Source organism: Corallococcus carmarthensis (assembly GCF_003611695.1).
In the GTDB taxonomy this organism is placed as follows: Bacteria; Myxococcota; Myxococcia; order Myxococcales; family Myxococcaceae; genus Corallococcus; species Corallococcus carmarthensis.
This window is the reverse complement of the sequence record NZ_RAWE01000070.1, coordinates 1-16,320: the sequence shown is the minus strand read 5'-3', so window position 1 is coordinate 16,320 and position 16,320 is coordinate 1. Positions and strand designations below refer to the sequence as shown.

Annotated in this window: 17 protein-coding genes and 1 tRNA gene; 17 read left to right on the top strand and 1 reads right to left on the bottom strand. The window is 69.9% G+C overall.

All coding sequences use genetic code 11. From position 1 onward, the window contains the following. The first annotated feature begins 61 nt into the window (after window positions 1-61). The 17 genes from D7X32_RS19945 (at window position 62) to D7X32_RS19865 (ending at window position 15,648) form a co-directional block, all read left to right on the top strand. The gene (locus D7X32_RS19945; protein ID WP_120604149.1) at window positions 62-925 is read left to right on the top strand and encodes a sulfite exporter TauE/SafE family protein; all 864 of its coding nucleotides are present in this window, start codon (window positions 62-64) and stop codon (window positions 923-925) included. After that, window positions 922-1,374, top strand: coding sequence for a DUF1634 domain-containing protein (locus D7X32_RS19940; RefSeq protein ID WP_120604148.1), 453 nt, complete (start codon window positions 922-924; stop codon window positions 1,372-1,374). The genes D7X32_RS19945 and D7X32_RS19940 overlap by 4 nt, the downstream gene beginning before the upstream one ends. Before the next feature lie 65 nt (window positions 1,375-1,439). Next, on the top strand, window positions 1,440-1,919 hold the full coding sequence (locus tag D7X32_RS19935) for a SixA phosphatase family protein (RefSeq protein WP_120604147.1): 480 nt from the start codon (window positions 1,440-1,442) through the stop codon (window positions 1,917-1,919). 164 nt (window positions 1,920-2,083) lie between these two features. Beyond that, entirely contained in the window at window positions 2,084-2,557 is a 474-nt protein-coding gene (locus D7X32_RS19930; protein WP_147450195.1) for a hypothetical protein, read from the top strand. A 569-nt stretch (window positions 2,558-3,126) separates the two neighbouring features. Continuing rightward, window positions 3,127-3,816: a response regulator gene (locus D7X32_RS19925; protein WP_120604177.1), complete on the top strand. Its 690-nt coding sequence runs from the start codon at window positions 3,127-3,129 to the stop codon at window positions 3,814-3,816. 114 nt (window positions 3,817-3,930) lie between these two features. Further along, window positions 3,931-5,214 (top strand): porin, encoded by a 1,284-nt coding sequence (locus tag D7X32_RS19920; RefSeq protein WP_120604145.1) that lies wholly within the window; start codon window positions 3,931-3,933, stop codon window positions 5,212-5,214. 12 nt (window positions 5,215-5,226) lie between these two features. Continuing rightward, on the top strand, window positions 5,227-6,051 hold the full coding sequence (locus D7X32_RS19915; protein WP_120604144.1) for a phosphate ABC transporter substrate-binding protein: 825 nt from the start codon (window positions 5,227-5,229) through the stop codon (window positions 6,049-6,051). A gap of 58 nt (window positions 6,052-6,109) precedes the next feature. Continuing rightward, window positions 6,110-7,105 carry a phosphate ABC transporter permease subunit PstC gene (gene pstC / locus D7X32_RS19910; RefSeq protein WP_171448300.1) on the top strand — a complete coding sequence of 332 codons (996 nt, stop codon included), beginning with the start codon at window positions 6,110-6,112 and terminating at the stop codon, window positions 7,103-7,105. Continuing rightward, window positions 7,102-8,013: a phosphate ABC transporter permease PstA gene (gene pstA / locus D7X32_RS19905; RefSeq protein WP_120604143.1), complete on the top strand. Its 912-nt coding sequence runs from the start codon at window positions 7,102-7,104 to the stop codon at window positions 8,011-8,013. Before pstC ends, pstA begins: the two co-directional genes overlap by 4 nt. 50 nt (window positions 8,014-8,063) lie before the next feature. Next, window positions 8,064-8,807, top strand: coding sequence for a phosphate ABC transporter ATP-binding protein PstB (gene pstB, locus D7X32_RS19900; protein ID WP_120604175.1), 744 nt, complete (start codon window positions 8,064-8,066; stop codon window positions 8,805-8,807). A gap of 26 nt (window positions 8,808-8,833) precedes the next feature. Further along, a complete protein-coding gene (phoU, locus tag D7X32_RS19895; protein WP_120604142.1) occupies window positions 8,834-9,517 on the top strand; it encodes a phosphate signaling complex protein PhoU in 684 nt (227 codons plus the stop codon). A gap of 108 nt (window positions 9,518-9,625) precedes the next feature. After that, window positions 9,626-10,813, top strand: coding sequence for a ceramide glucosyltransferase (locus D7X32_RS19890; protein WP_120604141.1), 1,188 nt, complete (start codon window positions 9,626-9,628; stop codon window positions 10,811-10,813). Window positions 10,814-10,874: 61 nt separating this feature from the next. Next, window positions 10,875-11,726 carry a metallophosphoesterase family protein gene (locus tag D7X32_RS19885; RefSeq protein ID WP_120604140.1) on the top strand — a complete coding sequence of 284 codons (852 nt, stop codon included), beginning with the start codon at window positions 10,875-10,877 and terminating at the stop codon, window positions 11,724-11,726. A 50-nt stretch (window positions 11,727-11,776) separates the two neighbouring features. After that, the gene (locus tag D7X32_RS19880) at window positions 11,777-12,205 is read left to right on the top strand and encodes a response regulator (protein WP_120604139.1); all 429 of its coding nucleotides are present in this window, start codon (window positions 11,777-11,779) and stop codon (window positions 12,203-12,205) included. Window positions 12,206-12,289: 84 nt separating this feature from the next. Continuing rightward, entirely contained in the window at window positions 12,290-13,573 is a 1,284-nt protein-coding gene (locus D7X32_RS19875) for a hemolysin family protein (RefSeq protein WP_120604138.1), read from the top strand. A 124-nt stretch (window positions 13,574-13,697) separates the two neighbouring features. Continuing rightward, complete coding sequence (locus D7X32_RS19870) at window positions 13,698-14,795, top strand: glycosyltransferase family 4 protein (RefSeq protein WP_120604137.1); 1,098 nt, start codon at window positions 13,698-13,700, stop codon at window positions 14,793-14,795. A gap of 7 nt (window positions 14,796-14,802) precedes the next feature. Beyond that, window positions 14,803-15,648, top strand: coding sequence for a DUF3626 domain-containing protein (locus D7X32_RS19865; RefSeq protein ID WP_120604136.1), 846 nt, complete (start codon window positions 14,803-14,805; stop codon window positions 15,646-15,648). A gap of 319 nt (window positions 15,649-15,967) precedes the next feature. Here D7X32_RS19865 and D7X32_RS19860 read toward each other — a convergent pair. Continuing rightward, window positions 15,968-16,041 (bottom strand) — tRNA-Arg (locus D7X32_RS19860). Window positions 16,042-16,320 lie beyond the last annotated feature (279 nt).

The window sequence follows — 16,320 nt, the reverse complement described above, 5'->3', positions numbered from 1 at the left end:
CGGGCAGGCAACCAGACGGGCTCCGAGCGAACTGCTTGCATGCGGGAGGGCCAAGAGGAAGATGGCCGCCGCCTTGGACGCCACTCCGTTCAACTTCGTCGCCATCGTGCTGTGCGTCTCCTTCGGTGCGGGCCTGCTGGGTTCGCTGCTGGGCCTGGGCGGTGGCCTCATCCTCATCCCCGTCCTCACGCTCGCGCTCAAGGTGGACATCCGCTACGCGGTGGGTGCGTCCATCGTGTCCGTCATCGCCACGTCCAGCGGCGCGGCGGCGGCGTACGTGCGCGACGGTCTGGCCAACATGCGCGTGGCCATGTTCCTGGAGCTGGCCACCGTGGCGGGCGCCGTCACGGGCGCGATGCTCGCGGGCGTGGTGGGCGGCCGCGCGCTGTACTTCCTCTTCGGCGCGGTGATGGCCTATTCGGCGCTCGCGATGCTGCGCAAGCTGCGCGAGGACGGCAGCCCCCGTGAAGAGCCGCCACCCAATGCGCTCGCGGACCGGCTGGGCCTGCACGGCAGCTACTACGACGTGTCCACCGGCGGTGAGGTCGCGTACCGCGTGCACCGTCCGCTCGCGGGCCTGGGGCTCATGTACATCGCGGGCACGGTGAGCGGCCTGTTGGGCATCGGCTCCGGCGCGCTGAAGGTGCCGGCCATGGACCTGGCGATGGGGCTGCCCATCAAGGTCTCCACCGCCACCAGCAACTTCATGATTGGCGTCACGGCGGCGGCCAGCGCGGGCATCTACTTCGCGCGCGGCGACATCGACCCTTTCATCGCCGGCCCCGTCTGCGTGGGCGTCACGCTGGGCGCGTTCGCGGGCTCGCGCTACATGACGAAGCTCAAGAGCGGGTCGCTGCGCAGGCTCTTCGTCGCCGTCCTGCTGTGGGTGTCGTACGAGATGCTGTCCAAGGGAATCCACGGATGACTCCAGCGCCCTCCGAGCCTCCGTCTCTCCAAGAGACGGCCGCCGCCACCACCGCCGTTCCTTCGGAGGTGATTCCCCTCACGCCGGAGCTGCTCATCAGCCAGCTCTTGCGCGGCGGCGTGCTGCTCAGCCTGTCGCTCGTCATCTGCGGCATGGTGATGACCTTCTTCCGCCACCCGGACTACTTCTCGTCGCCGGACGCGCTCCAGCGCCTCACCTCTCCGGACTCCGCGCCGCACCGGCTGCCGGACGTCTTCGAGGGCGTCATGGCCGTGCGCGGCCAGTCCTTCGTGATGGCGGGACTGCTGGTGATGATCACCGTGCCCGTGCTGCGCGTGGCCCTGTCGCTGGGCATCTTCCGCGCGCAGAAGGACCGCACCTTCGCGGCCATCACCACCAGCGTGCTCGCGCTGCTCCTGCTCGCCTTCCTCCTGGGCGGTGTGGAGTAATCCACACGGCAGTCCACCCGTTCGTCACATCCACGCGGCCCGGAAACGCACTACAAGGCCCGCCCATGGCCGACCGCGACCTGCCCCTCCTCCTCGTGCGCCACGCCGTGGCCGAGGACTCCCACGCCCTGGGCGACGAGGCCCGCGCGCTCACCCCGCAGGGCCGCGCCGCCTTCCGTCAGCACGCGAAGAAGCTGGCGCGCCTCACGCCGCTCATGGGCATCATCACCAGCCCCCTGGTGCGCGCGGTGCAGACCGCGGAGCTGCTCGCGGACGCGCTCGGCCTGTCCCACGTGGAGGTCCACCCCGCGCTCGTTCCCATGAAGGGCGCGGGCCGCCACGTGCTGAAGCTGGCGCGGGACGTCGGGCCGGGATGGGCCCTGGTGGGGCACAACCCCTCCCTGGAGCGCGCCGCCGCGCTCGCGCTGGGCCATGCCTTGCCGGACAAGCTCCGCAAGGGCTGCGCGGTCGCCCTGCGGCCCGAGGGACGCGAGTTCTCCCTGCAATGGATGGCGTCCCCGGGACGCTCCCTGCGGCGCCCGTGATTCACCCTCGCGGATGACGGGGTGCGCGCGAGGAGACGCGGCCCTGCTTCCACCAGGTGACGCCGTGTCCAGGCGGCGCGGTTCCATGCGCGGGGGCTTGCGAATCCCGCCGGGGCCATGCACGAATATGCGGAGCGTCAGCGTGTTCGTTGTTCCAGCGACTCATGGGTTCCCCCAAGGCCACAGCCGTTCCGCGCTCCTTCGCCATGCACGGCATGGATGACGTGCGCGCCGGGGTGGGGATGCGTGTGGCCAGCCTGCTGCGGCTGCCCTGGATCGCGCTCGTCATCATCGGACTCGGGTTCCTGCCCGGGGTGATGGCGCCGCCACGGCCGTTCGCGCCCGTCGTCCCCCTGAGCCAGGGACAGGACAACCAGGGCCCCTTCGAGGAAGACCCCCACCGCGCGGACGTCGAGCTCAAGGTCTTCGCGGAGAAGCACCGGCGCACGGGCGGGCTGCTCTTCGAGCGGAGCCCCAAGCCGTGCACCCTGGACGCGTTCCTCGCCTCCCTCCGGCCCGTCCTCGCGCGCGACGCGGCCCCCGTGGCCGCGCCCGACGTACCGGATGCGCTGGGCATCGCCCTGCGCCGGCAGCAGCTGCCCAGGCGCGGCGGTCCGGACGAAGATCCCGCCGTCTGACCTCAGCCGTCCCCCGCGCGTGAGTGCCCGCACGCCGTCCCGTGATGCCACGGGCGCGCTGGCGTGGTCCCTCGTGCGCGGTGTCTGGACCTGACCGGGTCCCTCTCCTCCGTCGCGTTCCTTCGTCTCCGGCGTGTCCGCCGGTGCCGGCGTGCACGCACGGGACGGGCCTCCCCGTTGTGTCTTCGTCCCCGCCCACTTCCGCCCGCACCGCACCAGCGCCTTCACGGGCTTCGCGGAGGGTCAGAGGCACAACGTGGACGCCGCGATGCTCGTGGAGCCCGACAGACAGAATGGCGGCGCCGGCGCGGATGCGCTGGAGCGCACGCCGAAGGTGGCCTCGCGCAACCCAGGCGAGGACAAGCGGCGCGGACGGCCCCGTCCCCTCTCTTCCCGGGGCCCGTCCGCGCCTGTCGTATCGCAGGGCATTCTTCCGCGTGGGACCGCGCCTTCCAGCGCCGCGTGACGGGTGCGTCGGATGACCGCCGCACGCGCGTGACGGACGTGACGCACTTGTTGCCGGCGCGTCACGTGGCCGCGAAGCGATGCGCGCACAGTACGTGCCCGCCATGTCCCACGTACTCATCGTCGACGACGAGCGCGACCTAGCGGAGCTCATCGACTTCAACCTGCGCGGCGCGGGCTTCACCACCCGCGTGGCCTTCACCGGGGAGGCGGCGATTTCCGCCGCGCGCGAGCAGTCCCCGGACGTGGTGCTGCTGGACCTGATGCTGCCGGACCTGTCCGGCATCGAGGTCTGCCGCCACCTGCGCGCCAACCCCCGCCTGCGTGACGTGCTCATCGTCATGCTCACCGCGAAGAGCGAGGAGGCGGACCGCATCCGCGGCTTCGAGGTCGGCGCGGACGACTACGTCGTCAAACCCTTCTCCGTGCGCGAGCTGGTGCTCAGGCTCAAGGCCATCCTCCGGCGCACGTCCGCGCCCCAGGAGGGCTCGCCCCCCCTGGCCCTGGGCCCCCTGCGCCTGGACGTCACCCAGCACCGCTTCTTCGTGGAGGAGAAGGAGACGCCTCTCACCGCGCTGGAGTTCCGCCTGCTGGAGTACCTCATGGCCCGGCTGGGCCGGGTGCAGACGCGCGAGCAACTGCTGGAGCAGGTCTGGGGCCTGTCCAGCGCGCTGGAGACGCGCACCATCGACACGCACGTGATGCGCCTGCGCGACAAGCTGGGCCCCGCACGCGCCCTCCTGGAAACGGTGCGCGGGGTGGGCTACCGCATCGTGGACCCAGCGGCCGGGTAGGCAGGCGCCGCCCCTTCCGTTACCCATTTGTCACGCAAGGGCCGTCAAACAGCCATCTCCGCCCCGTAGATCGTCACGCGTTCTCGACACCCCCGAGACACCCGCCGACCTTCTATGCGCCCACTCCTCGTTGCCCTCACCCTGCTGACCTCCAGCGCCGCCATGGCCCAGGCCTCCACGCCCCAGGAAGCGCTCCCCACCCCGCCGGCCTCCGAGCCGCGCGAGGCCGTGGAGCCTTCCGCCACGGCCTCGGCCCCGCAGTCCTCCGAGCAACTCCCACCCCGCGCCAACGCCCCCACCGTTCCGGAAGGGTCGCCCTCCATCGACGAGCGGCTCACGGCCGACGAGCACCGCGTGGAGGCGCTGGAGGAGCAGAACACGGAGACGAAGAACGACCTGTCCGCGCTCAAGAAGCTGCGCATCTCCGGCTACATCCAGGCCCGCTACCAGTACCAGCAGGACCTGGATGACAGCGGCGCGGGCGGCTACAGCCGCTTCGGCGTCCGCCGGGGCCGCTTGAAGGCCACGTACACCACGGACCTCTCGCAGTTCATGCTGCAGATCGACGCGGTGCCCGCGGGCGTGACGCTCAAGGACGCGGAGGCCACCCTCTTCGTCCCCGGCACGAAGCAGCAGCTGTCCGTCACGCTGGGCCAGATGAAGTGGCCCTTCGGCTACGAAGGCCCGCAGTCCTCCAGCGACCGCGAGTTCCCCGAGCGCAGCCGCGTGGTGCGCAACATGCTCCCCAGCGAGCGCGACCGCGGCGCGAAGGTGAACGGCCGCTACAAGTGGCTGCGGCTCGCCGTGGGCGTCTTCGACGGCAACGGCACGGACAGCGGCACCACCCAGGACAACGACAAGGAGAAGGACCTCGTCGGCCACCTGGGCTTCGACCTGAAGTGGATCGCCGGTGGCATCTCCGGCTGGTACGGCCATGACATGGGCCGGCTGCCCACGGACACCTTCCGCCACGCGTACGACCGCACGCGCATCGGCGCGGACCTCCAGGCCTACTTCGACGTGGTGCCCCTGGGCGGCACCTCCATCAAGGGCGAGTTCATCGCGGGCCGCACCTACGGCGCCGCCAACAACGCCACCCACCTGGATGTGCCCGCGCACGGCTGGTACCTGCTGCTCGTCCAGAACATCGGGCTCAACGACGCGGTGGCCGTTCGCTACGACACCTTCGACCCGCACAACGGCCAGACGGACCTGGCCGCGGGCGAGGTGCCGGGCGCCGACAACGCCGTCGACACCGTGGGCTTCGTCGTCCAGCACCACTTCGGGGAGAACCTGAAGGTCTCCGCCGTCTACGAAATCCCCATGACGCACGCCGTGGCCCAGGCATTGGACCCGCACGACAACCTGTTCACCCTGCAGATGCAGGCACGTTTCTAGAGGAGACACCCCATGAAGAAGACTCTGCTCTCAAGCTTCGTCGCCTTCGGGCTCGCCGTCCTCCCGCTCACCGCCCAGGCAGGCACGGTGACGGTGAAGGGCTCGGACACCATGGTCATCCTCGCCCAGCGCTGGGCGGAGGCGTTCATGAAGAAGAACCCCGCCACGAAGATTCAAGTGACGGGCGGCGGTTCGGGCACGGGCCTGGCGGCCCTGCAGAACGGCACCACCGACATCGCCATGTCCAGCCGGGAGATCAAGGAGGCGGAGGAGGAGAAGCTCCGCGCCCGCTACAACACCCCGCCCTCCTCGGTGGCCGTGGCGAAGGACGGCGTCACCTTCTACGTCAACGAGTCCAACAAGGTGGACGCGCTCTCCGTGGAGCAGCTCAAGGACATCTACCTGGGCGACACCACGTCGTGGAAGGCCGTGGGCGGCGCGGATGCCCCCATCGTCCTGTACTCGCGTGAGAACTCCTCCGGCACCTACGTGTTCGTGAAGGACACCGTGCTGGGCGGGGACGACTTCGCCTCCGCCGCGCAGACGCTCCCGGGCACCGCCGCCGTCGTCAACGCGGTGTCCAAGGAGAAGAACGGCATCGGCTACGGCGGTGCCGCGTACGCCAAGGGCATCAAGGAGCTGAAGGTGAAGAAGGGCAATGAGGCCTTCGCCCCCACCGCGGAGAACGTGAAGAGCGGCAAGTACCCGCTGTCGCGCGAGCTGTTCTTCTACCTGCGCAACAAGCCCTCCGGTGAGGCCAAGGCCTTCATCGACTTCACGCTGTCCGCCGAGGGACAGGCCATCGTCACCCAGGTCGGCTACTTCCCTGTGAAGTAGTCGGCGTCACACGATTGTCACCCGGCGCGGGGGTCCCATGTTGGATAGACAGGCCGTCATGCAGGAGCAGGACCTCGCGCCCCCGGTGGCGCTGCCCATGCTGTCGCCCGCGGCCCGGCGGCGGCAGCTGAAGGAGAAGGCCATCGCCGCGATCATCACGGCGGTGGCCTTCACGGGCATCGCCGCGCTGGTGCTCATCCTCGTCTTCGTGGCGAAGGAGGCGCTGACGCTCGTCACCGACGCGTCGGCGCGTGAAGAAGCGAGCTTCGCCAAGATGTTCCTCCCGCAGCTGGTGCGGAAGGGAAAGCCCCTGGCCTACGTGTGGCAGCCGGTGTCCGGCGTGCCCAAGGTCAGCATGATTCCGCTCTTCATCGGCACGCTGAAGACGACGGCCGTGTCCATGGTGGTGGCCGTACCCATGGGTATCTTCGGCGCGCTGTTCGCCGCGGAGTTCGCCCCCCGGCGCCTGCGTGAAGTGCTCAAGCCCACCATCGAACTGCTCGCCGGCATCCCGTCCGTGGTGCTGGGCTTCTTCGCCCTGATGGTGATGGCCACGTTCCTCCAGGAGACCTTCGGCTTCACCTCCCGCCTCAACGCGGTGGTGGCGGGCCTGGGCCTGGCGCTGGCCATCGTGCCGGTCATCTTCACGGTGACGGAGGACGCGCTCACCGCCGTGCCGCGCAGCTACCGCGAGGCGTCCCTGGCGCTGGGCGCCACGCCCTGGGAGACCGCGTGGAAGGTGGTGCTCCCGGCGGCGGCCCCCGGCATCCTCGCCGCGTGCGTGCTGGGCTTCGGGCGCGCCATCGGTGAGACGATGATCGTCCTCATGGCCTCCGGCAACGCGGCCATCGTGTCCGCGAACCTGGGGGACTCCGTGCGCTCGCTGTCCGCCACCATCGCCGCGGAGATGGGCGAGGTGGTGGTGGGCAGCCCGCACTACGCGCTGCTCTTCTTCATCGGCGTGGAGCTGTTCCTGTTCACCTTCGTGCTCAACATGCTCGCGGGGGTGTGGACGAAGAAGGTCATCCAGCGGCTCAAGGGAGGTGCGGGGTGAAGCACGCCACGCGCAAGGTCGTGGGCCTGTCGCTCGTGTCGCTCACGGGGCTGGCCGCGTTCATCATGGTGGCCATGCTGGCCCTCATCCTCCTGGACGTCGTCCGGGGCGGCTGGAGCCACCTGTCCTGGCAGTTCCTCACCCAGGCGCCCACGGACGGGATGATGGGCGGCGGCATCTTCCCCGCCCTCTTCGGCACCGCGGCGCTCACGCTGCTCATGACCCTGGCGGTGATGCCGGTGGGCGTGCTGACGGCGGTGTACCTGCACGAGTACGCGCCTCCCAGCAGCTTCCTTGCCCGCGCGGTGCGCGTGGCGGTGGCGAACCTGGCCGGCGTGCCCTCCATCGTGTTCGGCCTCTTCGGCCTGGGCTTCTTCATCCTCTTCGTGGGCAAGGGGTTGGATCACGCGCTGGGCTATGAGCAGTTGCACTGGGCCCAGCCGGGCATCCTCTGGGCGTCGCTCACGCTGGCGGTGCTCACCCTGCCCGTCGTCATCGTGTCCACGGAGGAGGCCCTGCGCGCCGTGCCGCAGGAGCACCGCACCGCGAGCCTCGCGCTGGGGGCCACCCAGTCGCAGACGCTGGCGCGGGTGGTGCTGCCGGGCGCGCTGCCGGGCATCCTCACCGGCGCGGTGCTGGCCATCTCCCGGGGCGCGGGCGAAGTGGCCCCCATCCTCTTCACCGGCGCCGCCTACTTCCTGCCGGACCTGCCCACGAGCCTGAACTCGCAGTTCATGCACCTGGGCTACCACACCTACGTGCTGGCCACGCAGTCGCCGGACGTAGAGGCCACCCGCCCGCTGCTGTACGCGACGGTGCTGGTGCTGCTCTTGCTCACCTTCGCCCTGAACCTCGTCGCGGTCCTCATCCGCACGCGCACGCGCCGCAAGGCCGCGGCCGGCCACTGACGCTCGTCCCTCCGCCCATGCCCATCCCCTCCGCCACGCCGCGCAACAAGATGGAAGCCCGCGAGCTCACCCTGCGCTACGGCAGCAAGGTGGCCATCAAGCAGGTGAGCCTGGCCATCCCCGAGCACAAGGTGACGGCGCTCATCGGCCCGTCCGGCTGCGGCAAGTCCACGTTCCTGCGCTCGCTCAACCGGATGAACGACCTCATCCCGGGCGCGCACCACGACGGCAGCGTGTTCCTGGACGGCCGCAGCATCCACGACCGCTCGCTGGACGTGGTGGACCTGCGCCGGCGCGTGGGCATGGTGTTCCAGAAGTCCAACCCCTTCCCCAAGTCCATCTTCGAGAACGTCGCCTACGGCCTGCGCGTGGGCGGCCTCAAGGACAAGGCGAAGCTGGCCGCGCGGGTGGAGAAGTCCCTGCGCGGCGCGGCGCTGTGGGACGAGGTGAAGGACCGGCTGGAGGAGAGCGCCCTGGGTCTGTCCGGCGGCCAGCAGCAGCGTCTGTGCATCGCGCGGGCGCTCGCGATAGAGCCGGAGGTGCTGCTGATGGACGAGCCCGCGTCCGCGTTGGACCCCATCGCGACGGCGAAGATCGAAGAGCTCATCCACGAGCTCAAGGCCACGTACACCATCGCCATCGTGACCCACAACATGCAGCAGGCCGCGCGCGTGAGCGACCGGACGGCTTTCTTCTACATGGGGGAATTGGTGGAGTGCGGCCCCACGGAGCAGATCTTCACCAACCCCCACGAGAAGCGCACGGAGGATTACGTCACCGGGAAGTTCGGCTGAACGCCCGCGCGACGGAACAGGACGACATGGCGGCCACGCACACGGACAAGGCATTCGAGCAGGACCTGCGCAACCTGCGCGAAAAGCTGCTCGCCATGGGGGCCAAGGTGGAGACCCTCATCGCCCAGAGCACCCGCGCCCTCACCGACCGCGACTCCGCCCTGGCGGAGCAGGTGGTGGGCGCGGACCGCGAGGTGAACCGGCTGGAGGTCGACATCGACGACCTGTGCCGCCGCATCCTCGCGCTGCGCCAGCCGGCCGCCAGCGACCTGCGCCTCATCACCACGGCGCTGAAGATCGTCACCGACCTGGAGCGCATCGGGGACCTGGCGGTGAACATCGCCGAGCGCGCCATGGACCTGAACCAGGTGCCGCCGCTGGCGCCCTACGTGGACACGCCGAAGCTGGCGGAGCTGGCGCAGCAGCAGGTGAAGAAGGCGCTGGACGCGTTCGTGTCCGGGGACGCGGCGAAGGCGGAGGACGTCCTCAAGGGGGACGACCTGCTGGATGCCCTCTTCCTCAAGATCTTCAACGAGCTGCTGGCCTACATGATGGAGGACTCGCGCAACATCCGCCGGGCCACGGCGTTGATGTTCATCGCGAAGCACCTGGAGCGCATTGGCGACCACGCGCTCAACGTGGCGGAGATGGTCATCTACATGGTGCGCGGCAAGGACGTGCGCCACCCGCGAAGCCGCGACCTGGAGTAGCCGTCCGGCGACGAGCGCCGGGCGGCTTCACCGGCGTGTCACGGCGAGTTGGCCTTCCCGCCGTCCCGCCGCCCCGGTCCCGCCTTGTGGGGCTTCTAGGGTGGCGACATGCTCATCGCCTCCAGTCTCCTCCTGGCCGCGTCCGCAGTGGGCCTCGTCGCCCTCCTCCTCCAGGCGCTGTTCGTGCGCCGCCACCGCCGCACCGTCCCCGCGGGCCCCACGCAGCGCCCCGGCCTGTCCATCCTCAAGCCGCTGTGCGGCGTGGATGACGACCTGGAGGCGAACCTCGCCCAGTTCGCGCGGCTGCCCTACCCCCACTACGAAGTCCTGCTGGGCGTGAAGGACGCCCGCGACCCGGCCTACGCGGTGGCCCGGGCCGCGGAGGCGCGGTGGCCCCACGTCATGCGCGTGGTGCTCCAGGAGGGCGAGCCCGGCCTGAACCCCAAGGTGAACCAGCTGGTGACGCTGTCGGCGGAGGCCCGCTTCGACCTCTGGGTGGTGAGCGACAGCAACACCCGCGTGGGGGACGGCTACCTGGAGGAGATCGCCGCCGCCTTCGAGGACCCCACGGTGGGCTGCGTGACGCACCCGGTGGCGGGCCTGGGTGAGCAGACCTTCGGTTCGCTCCTGGACAACCTGCACCTGTCCTCCAGCGCGGCGGCGGGGATGATCGCCGCGAAGCACGTGGCGGACCGGGACATCGTGGTGGGCAAGTCCATGGCGCTGCGCCGCGAGGACGTGGAGGCGCTGGGCGGCTTCTTCTCCGTGAAGGACGTGCTGGCGGAGGACTACGTCATTGGCCAGTGGGTGACGCGCAAGCTGGGCAAGCGCGTGGTGCTGGCGCACGCCCCTGTCTTCAACGTGTCGCTGCGCAAGAGCGTGGACGCCTTCTTCCAGCGCTACCTGCGCTGGAGCGTCATCCACCGCACAGCGGTATCGCCCTCGACGTACGCGGCGCAGGCGCTCCTCAACCCGGTTCCGCTCGCGGTGCTGGGCGCGCTGATCCACCCGTCCGCCCTCACGGGCCTGGCGGCGCTGGCGGTGGCGCTGGGCAAGGTCTGGGTGGACGTGGCGGTGTTCCGCGCGCTGCGGCCCCAGCCGGTGGGCCTGCGCGCCGCGCCCGCGGTGCTGGTGAAGGACGCGCTGCTCTTCGCCGCATGGTGGCACGGCGCGTTCAGGCGCACGGTGGACTGGCGCGGCACGCGGTTGCGCGTGGTGTCAGGCACGCGCCTGGTACCGATGCGTGCTCGCAACACGACCGCGGCGGAGTGGATCCCCAGCAACGGGGTGGGGTGAACGACGCTGGCCCAACTTTTGACGATCCTTCGTACGCCAACCCTCGCCGCCCGAAGACGCGATGCCTATCTCCTTCAGCATGGCCTCCCTGAAGCTGGCACATCTTTCGGATCTTCATCTGGACATGAGCCGTGAGAGCGATGCCTCCGCGTCCTCCCTGGTGAAGGCCCTGGCGGCGCAGGCAGTGGATCACGTGGTGGTGACGGGAGACCTCACGCACCGCGGATCCCACGCCGAGTTCCAGCGCTTCCGTGAACACTTCGCGCCCTGGATGGAGACTGGACGCCTCACCTTCATCCCCGGCAACCATGACCGGCCCGGCGAGGATGTCGGCAGCGGGTTCATGGAGGGCCGTAAGGTCCACACGGTGGAGAAGGCGGGACTCTTCCTGGTGTGCGTGGACTCCACCGGTGAACACAACCGCAACTATTTCCACAGCCATGGAGAACTGACGGAAGGCGTCGTGGACGAAGTGGACCGCGCGCTGGACGCAGCCCCCAGGGACACGCTGGTCGCGGTGCTGCTGCACCACCACGTGCTGCCGCTGCCCCTGGAGAGCTTCCCGGAGTGGATCGCCACGAAGGTCGGACTGCCCCACGCGTCGGAGCTCGCGTTGGGAAGGCAACTGCTGGAGCGCGTGGGCGGCCGGTGTGACCTGGTGCTGCACGGCCACCGTCACATCCCGAGCGCGGCGGATCTGGGCCGCCCGGGTGAGCGCGCGATGCGCGTCTACAACTCAGGCAGCAGCACGGACCTGGGCCGCTTCCGCGTCTTCAGCCACATGGCTGGCCAGCTGGTGGGCGAGCCCGCGTGGTGCCAGGCGTCGGAGCCGGCGAAGCCGCGCACGGCGGTCCACAACGTCAGGCCCGCCCTCCAGTACCTGGTGGGCCAGCTGGGCATGGCGCTGTTCTAGGGCCTGTCTGGCTGCCTGCTCGCTGACAAGGCTTCACGCAGGTGTCGCGAATGCCAGCGGGGCCCCGGAAGGTTCTCCCCAGGTCAGGAGGATGCTTGGGGCGACTCGCGGTGGATGATGGAGCGCGGAAGGTCCTGGTCGTGGACGACGACGCGGACTGGCGGGAATTCCTCAGGGTGAGCCTGGAGGACCTCGGCTATGAGACGACCGAGGCGGCGGACGGCCAGGAAGCGCTGGACTCGCTCAAGCGGGGCGAGCGCTTCGGGGTCATGCTGCTGGATCTGAACATGCCGGGCATGAGCGGCCTGGAGGTGGTGGAGAAGCTGCCGCGCGCGTCGACCAACCCGCGCATCGTCTTCCTCACCTCGGCGGCGGCCCAGGACGTGGGCAGCGCGCTCATGTCCGGTCCCCACTACTACCTGCCCAAGGGAGCGAGCCGCGATCAATTGTCGCTCCTCCTGCAATCGTTGGGGGTGTAGGACAGAGGCGTCACCCGCCGCCCCCGAGGCGGGGGGGGTCCAGCCCGGAGGTCCGCCATCGTCACGGAGCTCGTCATCATCCTTCTGCTGGTGCTGGCCAACGGCGTCTTCGCGGGCGCCGAGCTGGGCCTGCTGTCCGTGCGCAAGACGCGGCTGAAGGAGCTCTTGGAGCAGGGCAGCAAGTCCGCGAAGGCGGTGTCGGCGCTGCGGGATGATCCGGAGCGGCTGCTGGCCACGGTGCAGATTGGCATCACGGTGATTGGCTCCACGGCCGCGGCCTTCGGTGGCGCGAGCATCGCGCTGCGGCTGGCCGGAGTGCTGGCCGGGCTGGGCATTCCGGAGACCACCGCGAGCCAGGTGTCGTTCGCGCTGGTGGTCGCGCTGGTGTCGTACCTGTCGCTGGTGCTGGGGGAGCTGGTCCCCAAGTCCCTGGCGCTGCGCTACTCCGAACAGTACGCGCTGACGCTGGGCCGTCCGCTCAAGGCGTTGGCGTGGGTGATGCGCCCCCTGGTGTGGTTCCTCACCGCGAGCTCCAACCTGGTGCTGAAGCTCTTCGGGGACCGGACGAACTTCTCCGAGTCGCGGCTGTCACCGGACGAACTGCTCCAGCTGGTGGAGGAGGCGTCGAAGCAGGGCACGTTGGATCCGCGCGCGGGGGAGATTGCGTCCCGGGCCTTCGCGCTGGGGGATTTGACGCTGGGCGAGGTGATGGTGACGCGCGAGCACATCGTCGCGCTGCGCCGCCACGCGAACACGGAGGAGATCCGCCAGGTGCTGCTGGAGCACGGGCACTCGCGGATGCCGGTGTACGAAGGCACGCTGGACAACGTGGTGGGCTACATCGTGGCCAAGGACCTGTTGGGCGTGGCCTGGGAGGCGCACCTGATTGTCCTGGAGGACGTGCTGCGCCCGCCGCTGTTCCTGGTGGAGTCCATGCGCGCCATCGCGGCGATGAAGGAGCTGCAGCGCCGGCGGATGCAGCTGGCCGTGGTGGTGGACGAGCACGGCGGCGTGGTGGGCCTGGTGACGGTGGAGGACCTGGTGGAGGAGCTCGTGGGGGACATCCTCAGCGAGTCCGAGACGCCCGAGGAGCTCGTGCGGCGCGAGGGCCCCTCCATCGCAGTGGTGCAGGGCGAGGCGAGCCTGCGCGCGGTGAACCGCACGCTGGGGTTGGAGCTGGAGGAGAGCGAGCACTACTCCACCGTCGCGGGCCTGTGCATCGCGCTGGCGGGGGGCGCCATCCCGGAGCCGGGCGCGAAGCTGTCCCTGCCGGACGGCACGGTGCTGGAGGTGATGGAAGCGTCGCCGCGCCGGGTGCGCGAGGTGCGCTTCCTCCTGCCGGAACCGGCCACGCAACCCGAGGCGTGACTCCGGCCCGGAGTGCCCCCCTCCGTGCGAATCCGGACGGGACCCATCGCGTCGTTGGTGATGACGCGACGGGTCGCTATAAACCCGGCAGGGACGCCACGGCCCCGGGAGGATCGCGCAGCGGATGTCGTCACCAGCCCCACGCATTGCGTTCGCCATCGAGACGACGCTCGGCAACGCGGTGTTCCTGGACAACCTCAAGCGGGCGATGGCGCGTCGCAACGACATCACGCCGGTGTGGTTGCCCATCGACGAGCACGCGGATGACGTCTGGGAGCAGCTGCCGCTGGTGCGCTCGCGGCTGTCGGTGCGCGGAGGCCTGCGGGCCCGCAGCGCGTTGAACCAGGCCTTCGCCCGGGAGCCGGTGCGGGCCGCGGTGGTGCACACGCAGCGGATGGCGCACCTGGCGCACGACTTCATGCGACGGGTGCCGAGCGTCATCTCCACGGACGCGACGCCGAGCGGGCTGGAGGACTACCTGCGCTACTACGGCCTGCGCACGCAGCACGCGGGCTGGATGGGCCGGGCGAAGAACGCGCTGCACCGGCGCACGTACGCCATCGCGAAGGGGATGCTGTCCTTCTCGGAGTTCACCAAGCGCTCACTGGTGGAGGAGTACGGCGTGCCCGACGCGAGCGTGCACGTCGTGTGGCCCAGCGTGGACACGGCGCTGTGGCGCCCCGCGCCGGAGAAGAAGGCCCGGGACGGCGTGGTGCGGCTGCTCTTCGTGGGCGGCGACCTGGGGCGCAAGGGCGGCAAGCTGCTCCTGCGTTGGGCGCGGGAGACGCGGCGGAAGAACTGGCACCTGGACCTGGTGACGTCCACGCCCTTCGAGGCACCGCCGGGGGTGCGCGTGCACGTGGGCGTGCAGCCGAACTCGCCGGAGCTGATTGGCCTGGCACAGGCGGCGGACCTCTTCGTGTTGCCCACGATGGCGGACATGTCCTCCTGGGCCATCGCGGAGGCGAAGGCCGCGGGCCTCGCGGTGGTGTCGACGCCCGCGGGCGGCGTGGGGGAGCTGGTGCGCGACGGTGTCGACGGGCGCATCGTGCCGGTGGGTGACTACGGGGCGCTGGCGAACACGCTGGACACGCTGGTGCAGCAGCCGGACACGCTGGCGGCCATGGGCCAGGAGTCCCGCCGGATGGCCGAGGCCCACATGGACCTGGACACGACGTGTTCGCGGATGCTCGCGTTCATCCGGAAGGTAACGGGGGTCTGAGCGGGACATGCGTTCGCGCCATCCCGCCCTGGAGCATGTCCACCAGCAGGCCCGGGGCGGCCCGATGGATCGCCAGCTCCGGGTCACCCTGCACTTCCATCCGGATGCCCGCTTCGAAGGCGGCGGCATCCTGGCCGCGATGCGGCGTGACGGCAGGTACCGTTCCCAGTTCGAGACGCGCACGAGCAATGGCGGCCTCACGGCCTTTCCCCAGGGAGCGCGGTGGCAGTGGGAGAGCCGTCTCTTCAACGGGTTCTATGATCAGCGCGACGGCAGCGAGCGTCCCAAGTACGGCTCGCTGAACTTCCGCGGTGATGCCTACGGCGGCTCGCCGCGCTTCGGCTCCAGCTACTTCCGGCTGACGGAGGAGGTGCTGGACCGTTCCAGCTTCTGCTTCCCGGACAGCGTCTTCGAGCCCACGTCCTTCGGGACCTCCGGACGGATGGCGCTCATGGGCCTGGCGGAGGCCACGGCGTTCGCGGATCCACTGGACTGGTATGTCGAAGCCCACGTCCACGGAGACCTCCGCCTTCCGGACGACGTGGAGGCCCTGGTCCTGGACCCCAGCTACCGTGGGACCCTCGTCGAAGGTGAAGCCCACGCGCTGGGCATCCGCCTGGAATGGCATCCGGGTTACGCCGTCACGTTGGACGTGCTGAGCCAGCACCCCGGCTACCGGGGTGACGACATCCTCCGGCTCGCGGAGCGGATCGCGGACGACGCAAGGCTCACGCCGTTCGTCCTTGGCAGGGCGCGTTCGGACACGACGGTGGAGCCCCAGCCACTCAAGAAGCTGTGGCACTGCGTGGCCCGCTTCGGGCGGACCTGGGATTGGCCCGCTCCGACCGGCTGATCCTGCATCCCTACTGTTTCGCCGCGAGGGATTGGGCGAAGTCCGGCTCTCGCGAACCTCATCCTCCAGCGCGGCCTGCTGGCGCTGGGCCGCGCAGCCCATGCCCGTCAAGAGCAGGCCAGGGATGGCCAGCAGGCAGACCGCACGGGGCGACGACGTCTTCTGGGGGCTCATGATCCAGACGCCTGGTGGGCTGGGGAAAAGCCATCACCTGGAACGTCCATCCCCCGCCTGCATACTGTCGCGAGGGCCCTGGCCGCCAAAAGCAAAGGCCCGGAACCTCTGGGATTTCCCCAGTGATTCCGGGCCCTTCCATCTGCGCGCGATGCAGGATTCGAACCTGCGGCCTTTGGCTCCGGAGGCCAACGCTCTATCCAGCTGAGCTAATCGCGCAGAACCAATTCCGGTGCCGGAGGAGTAACCGAAGTCCCCAGACGACGCAAGCACGCAATCCTGACCTCCCGCTGGAGCGTCGCCGGGCGGTCAGGGCCCGCGTGATGGCTCCTGCACAGAGGACCCGCGCCCCCTCCCCGTCTGCCCGCTGTGATGGACTAGACCCGGGGACATGAACCGCGCTCCCCTGCTATCCGCTTGTCTCCTCGCTGCCTGCCTGGCCTGCACGGAGTCACCCCCGACGCCCGCGGCGTCCCACGCCCCGAGCCCGACCATGCC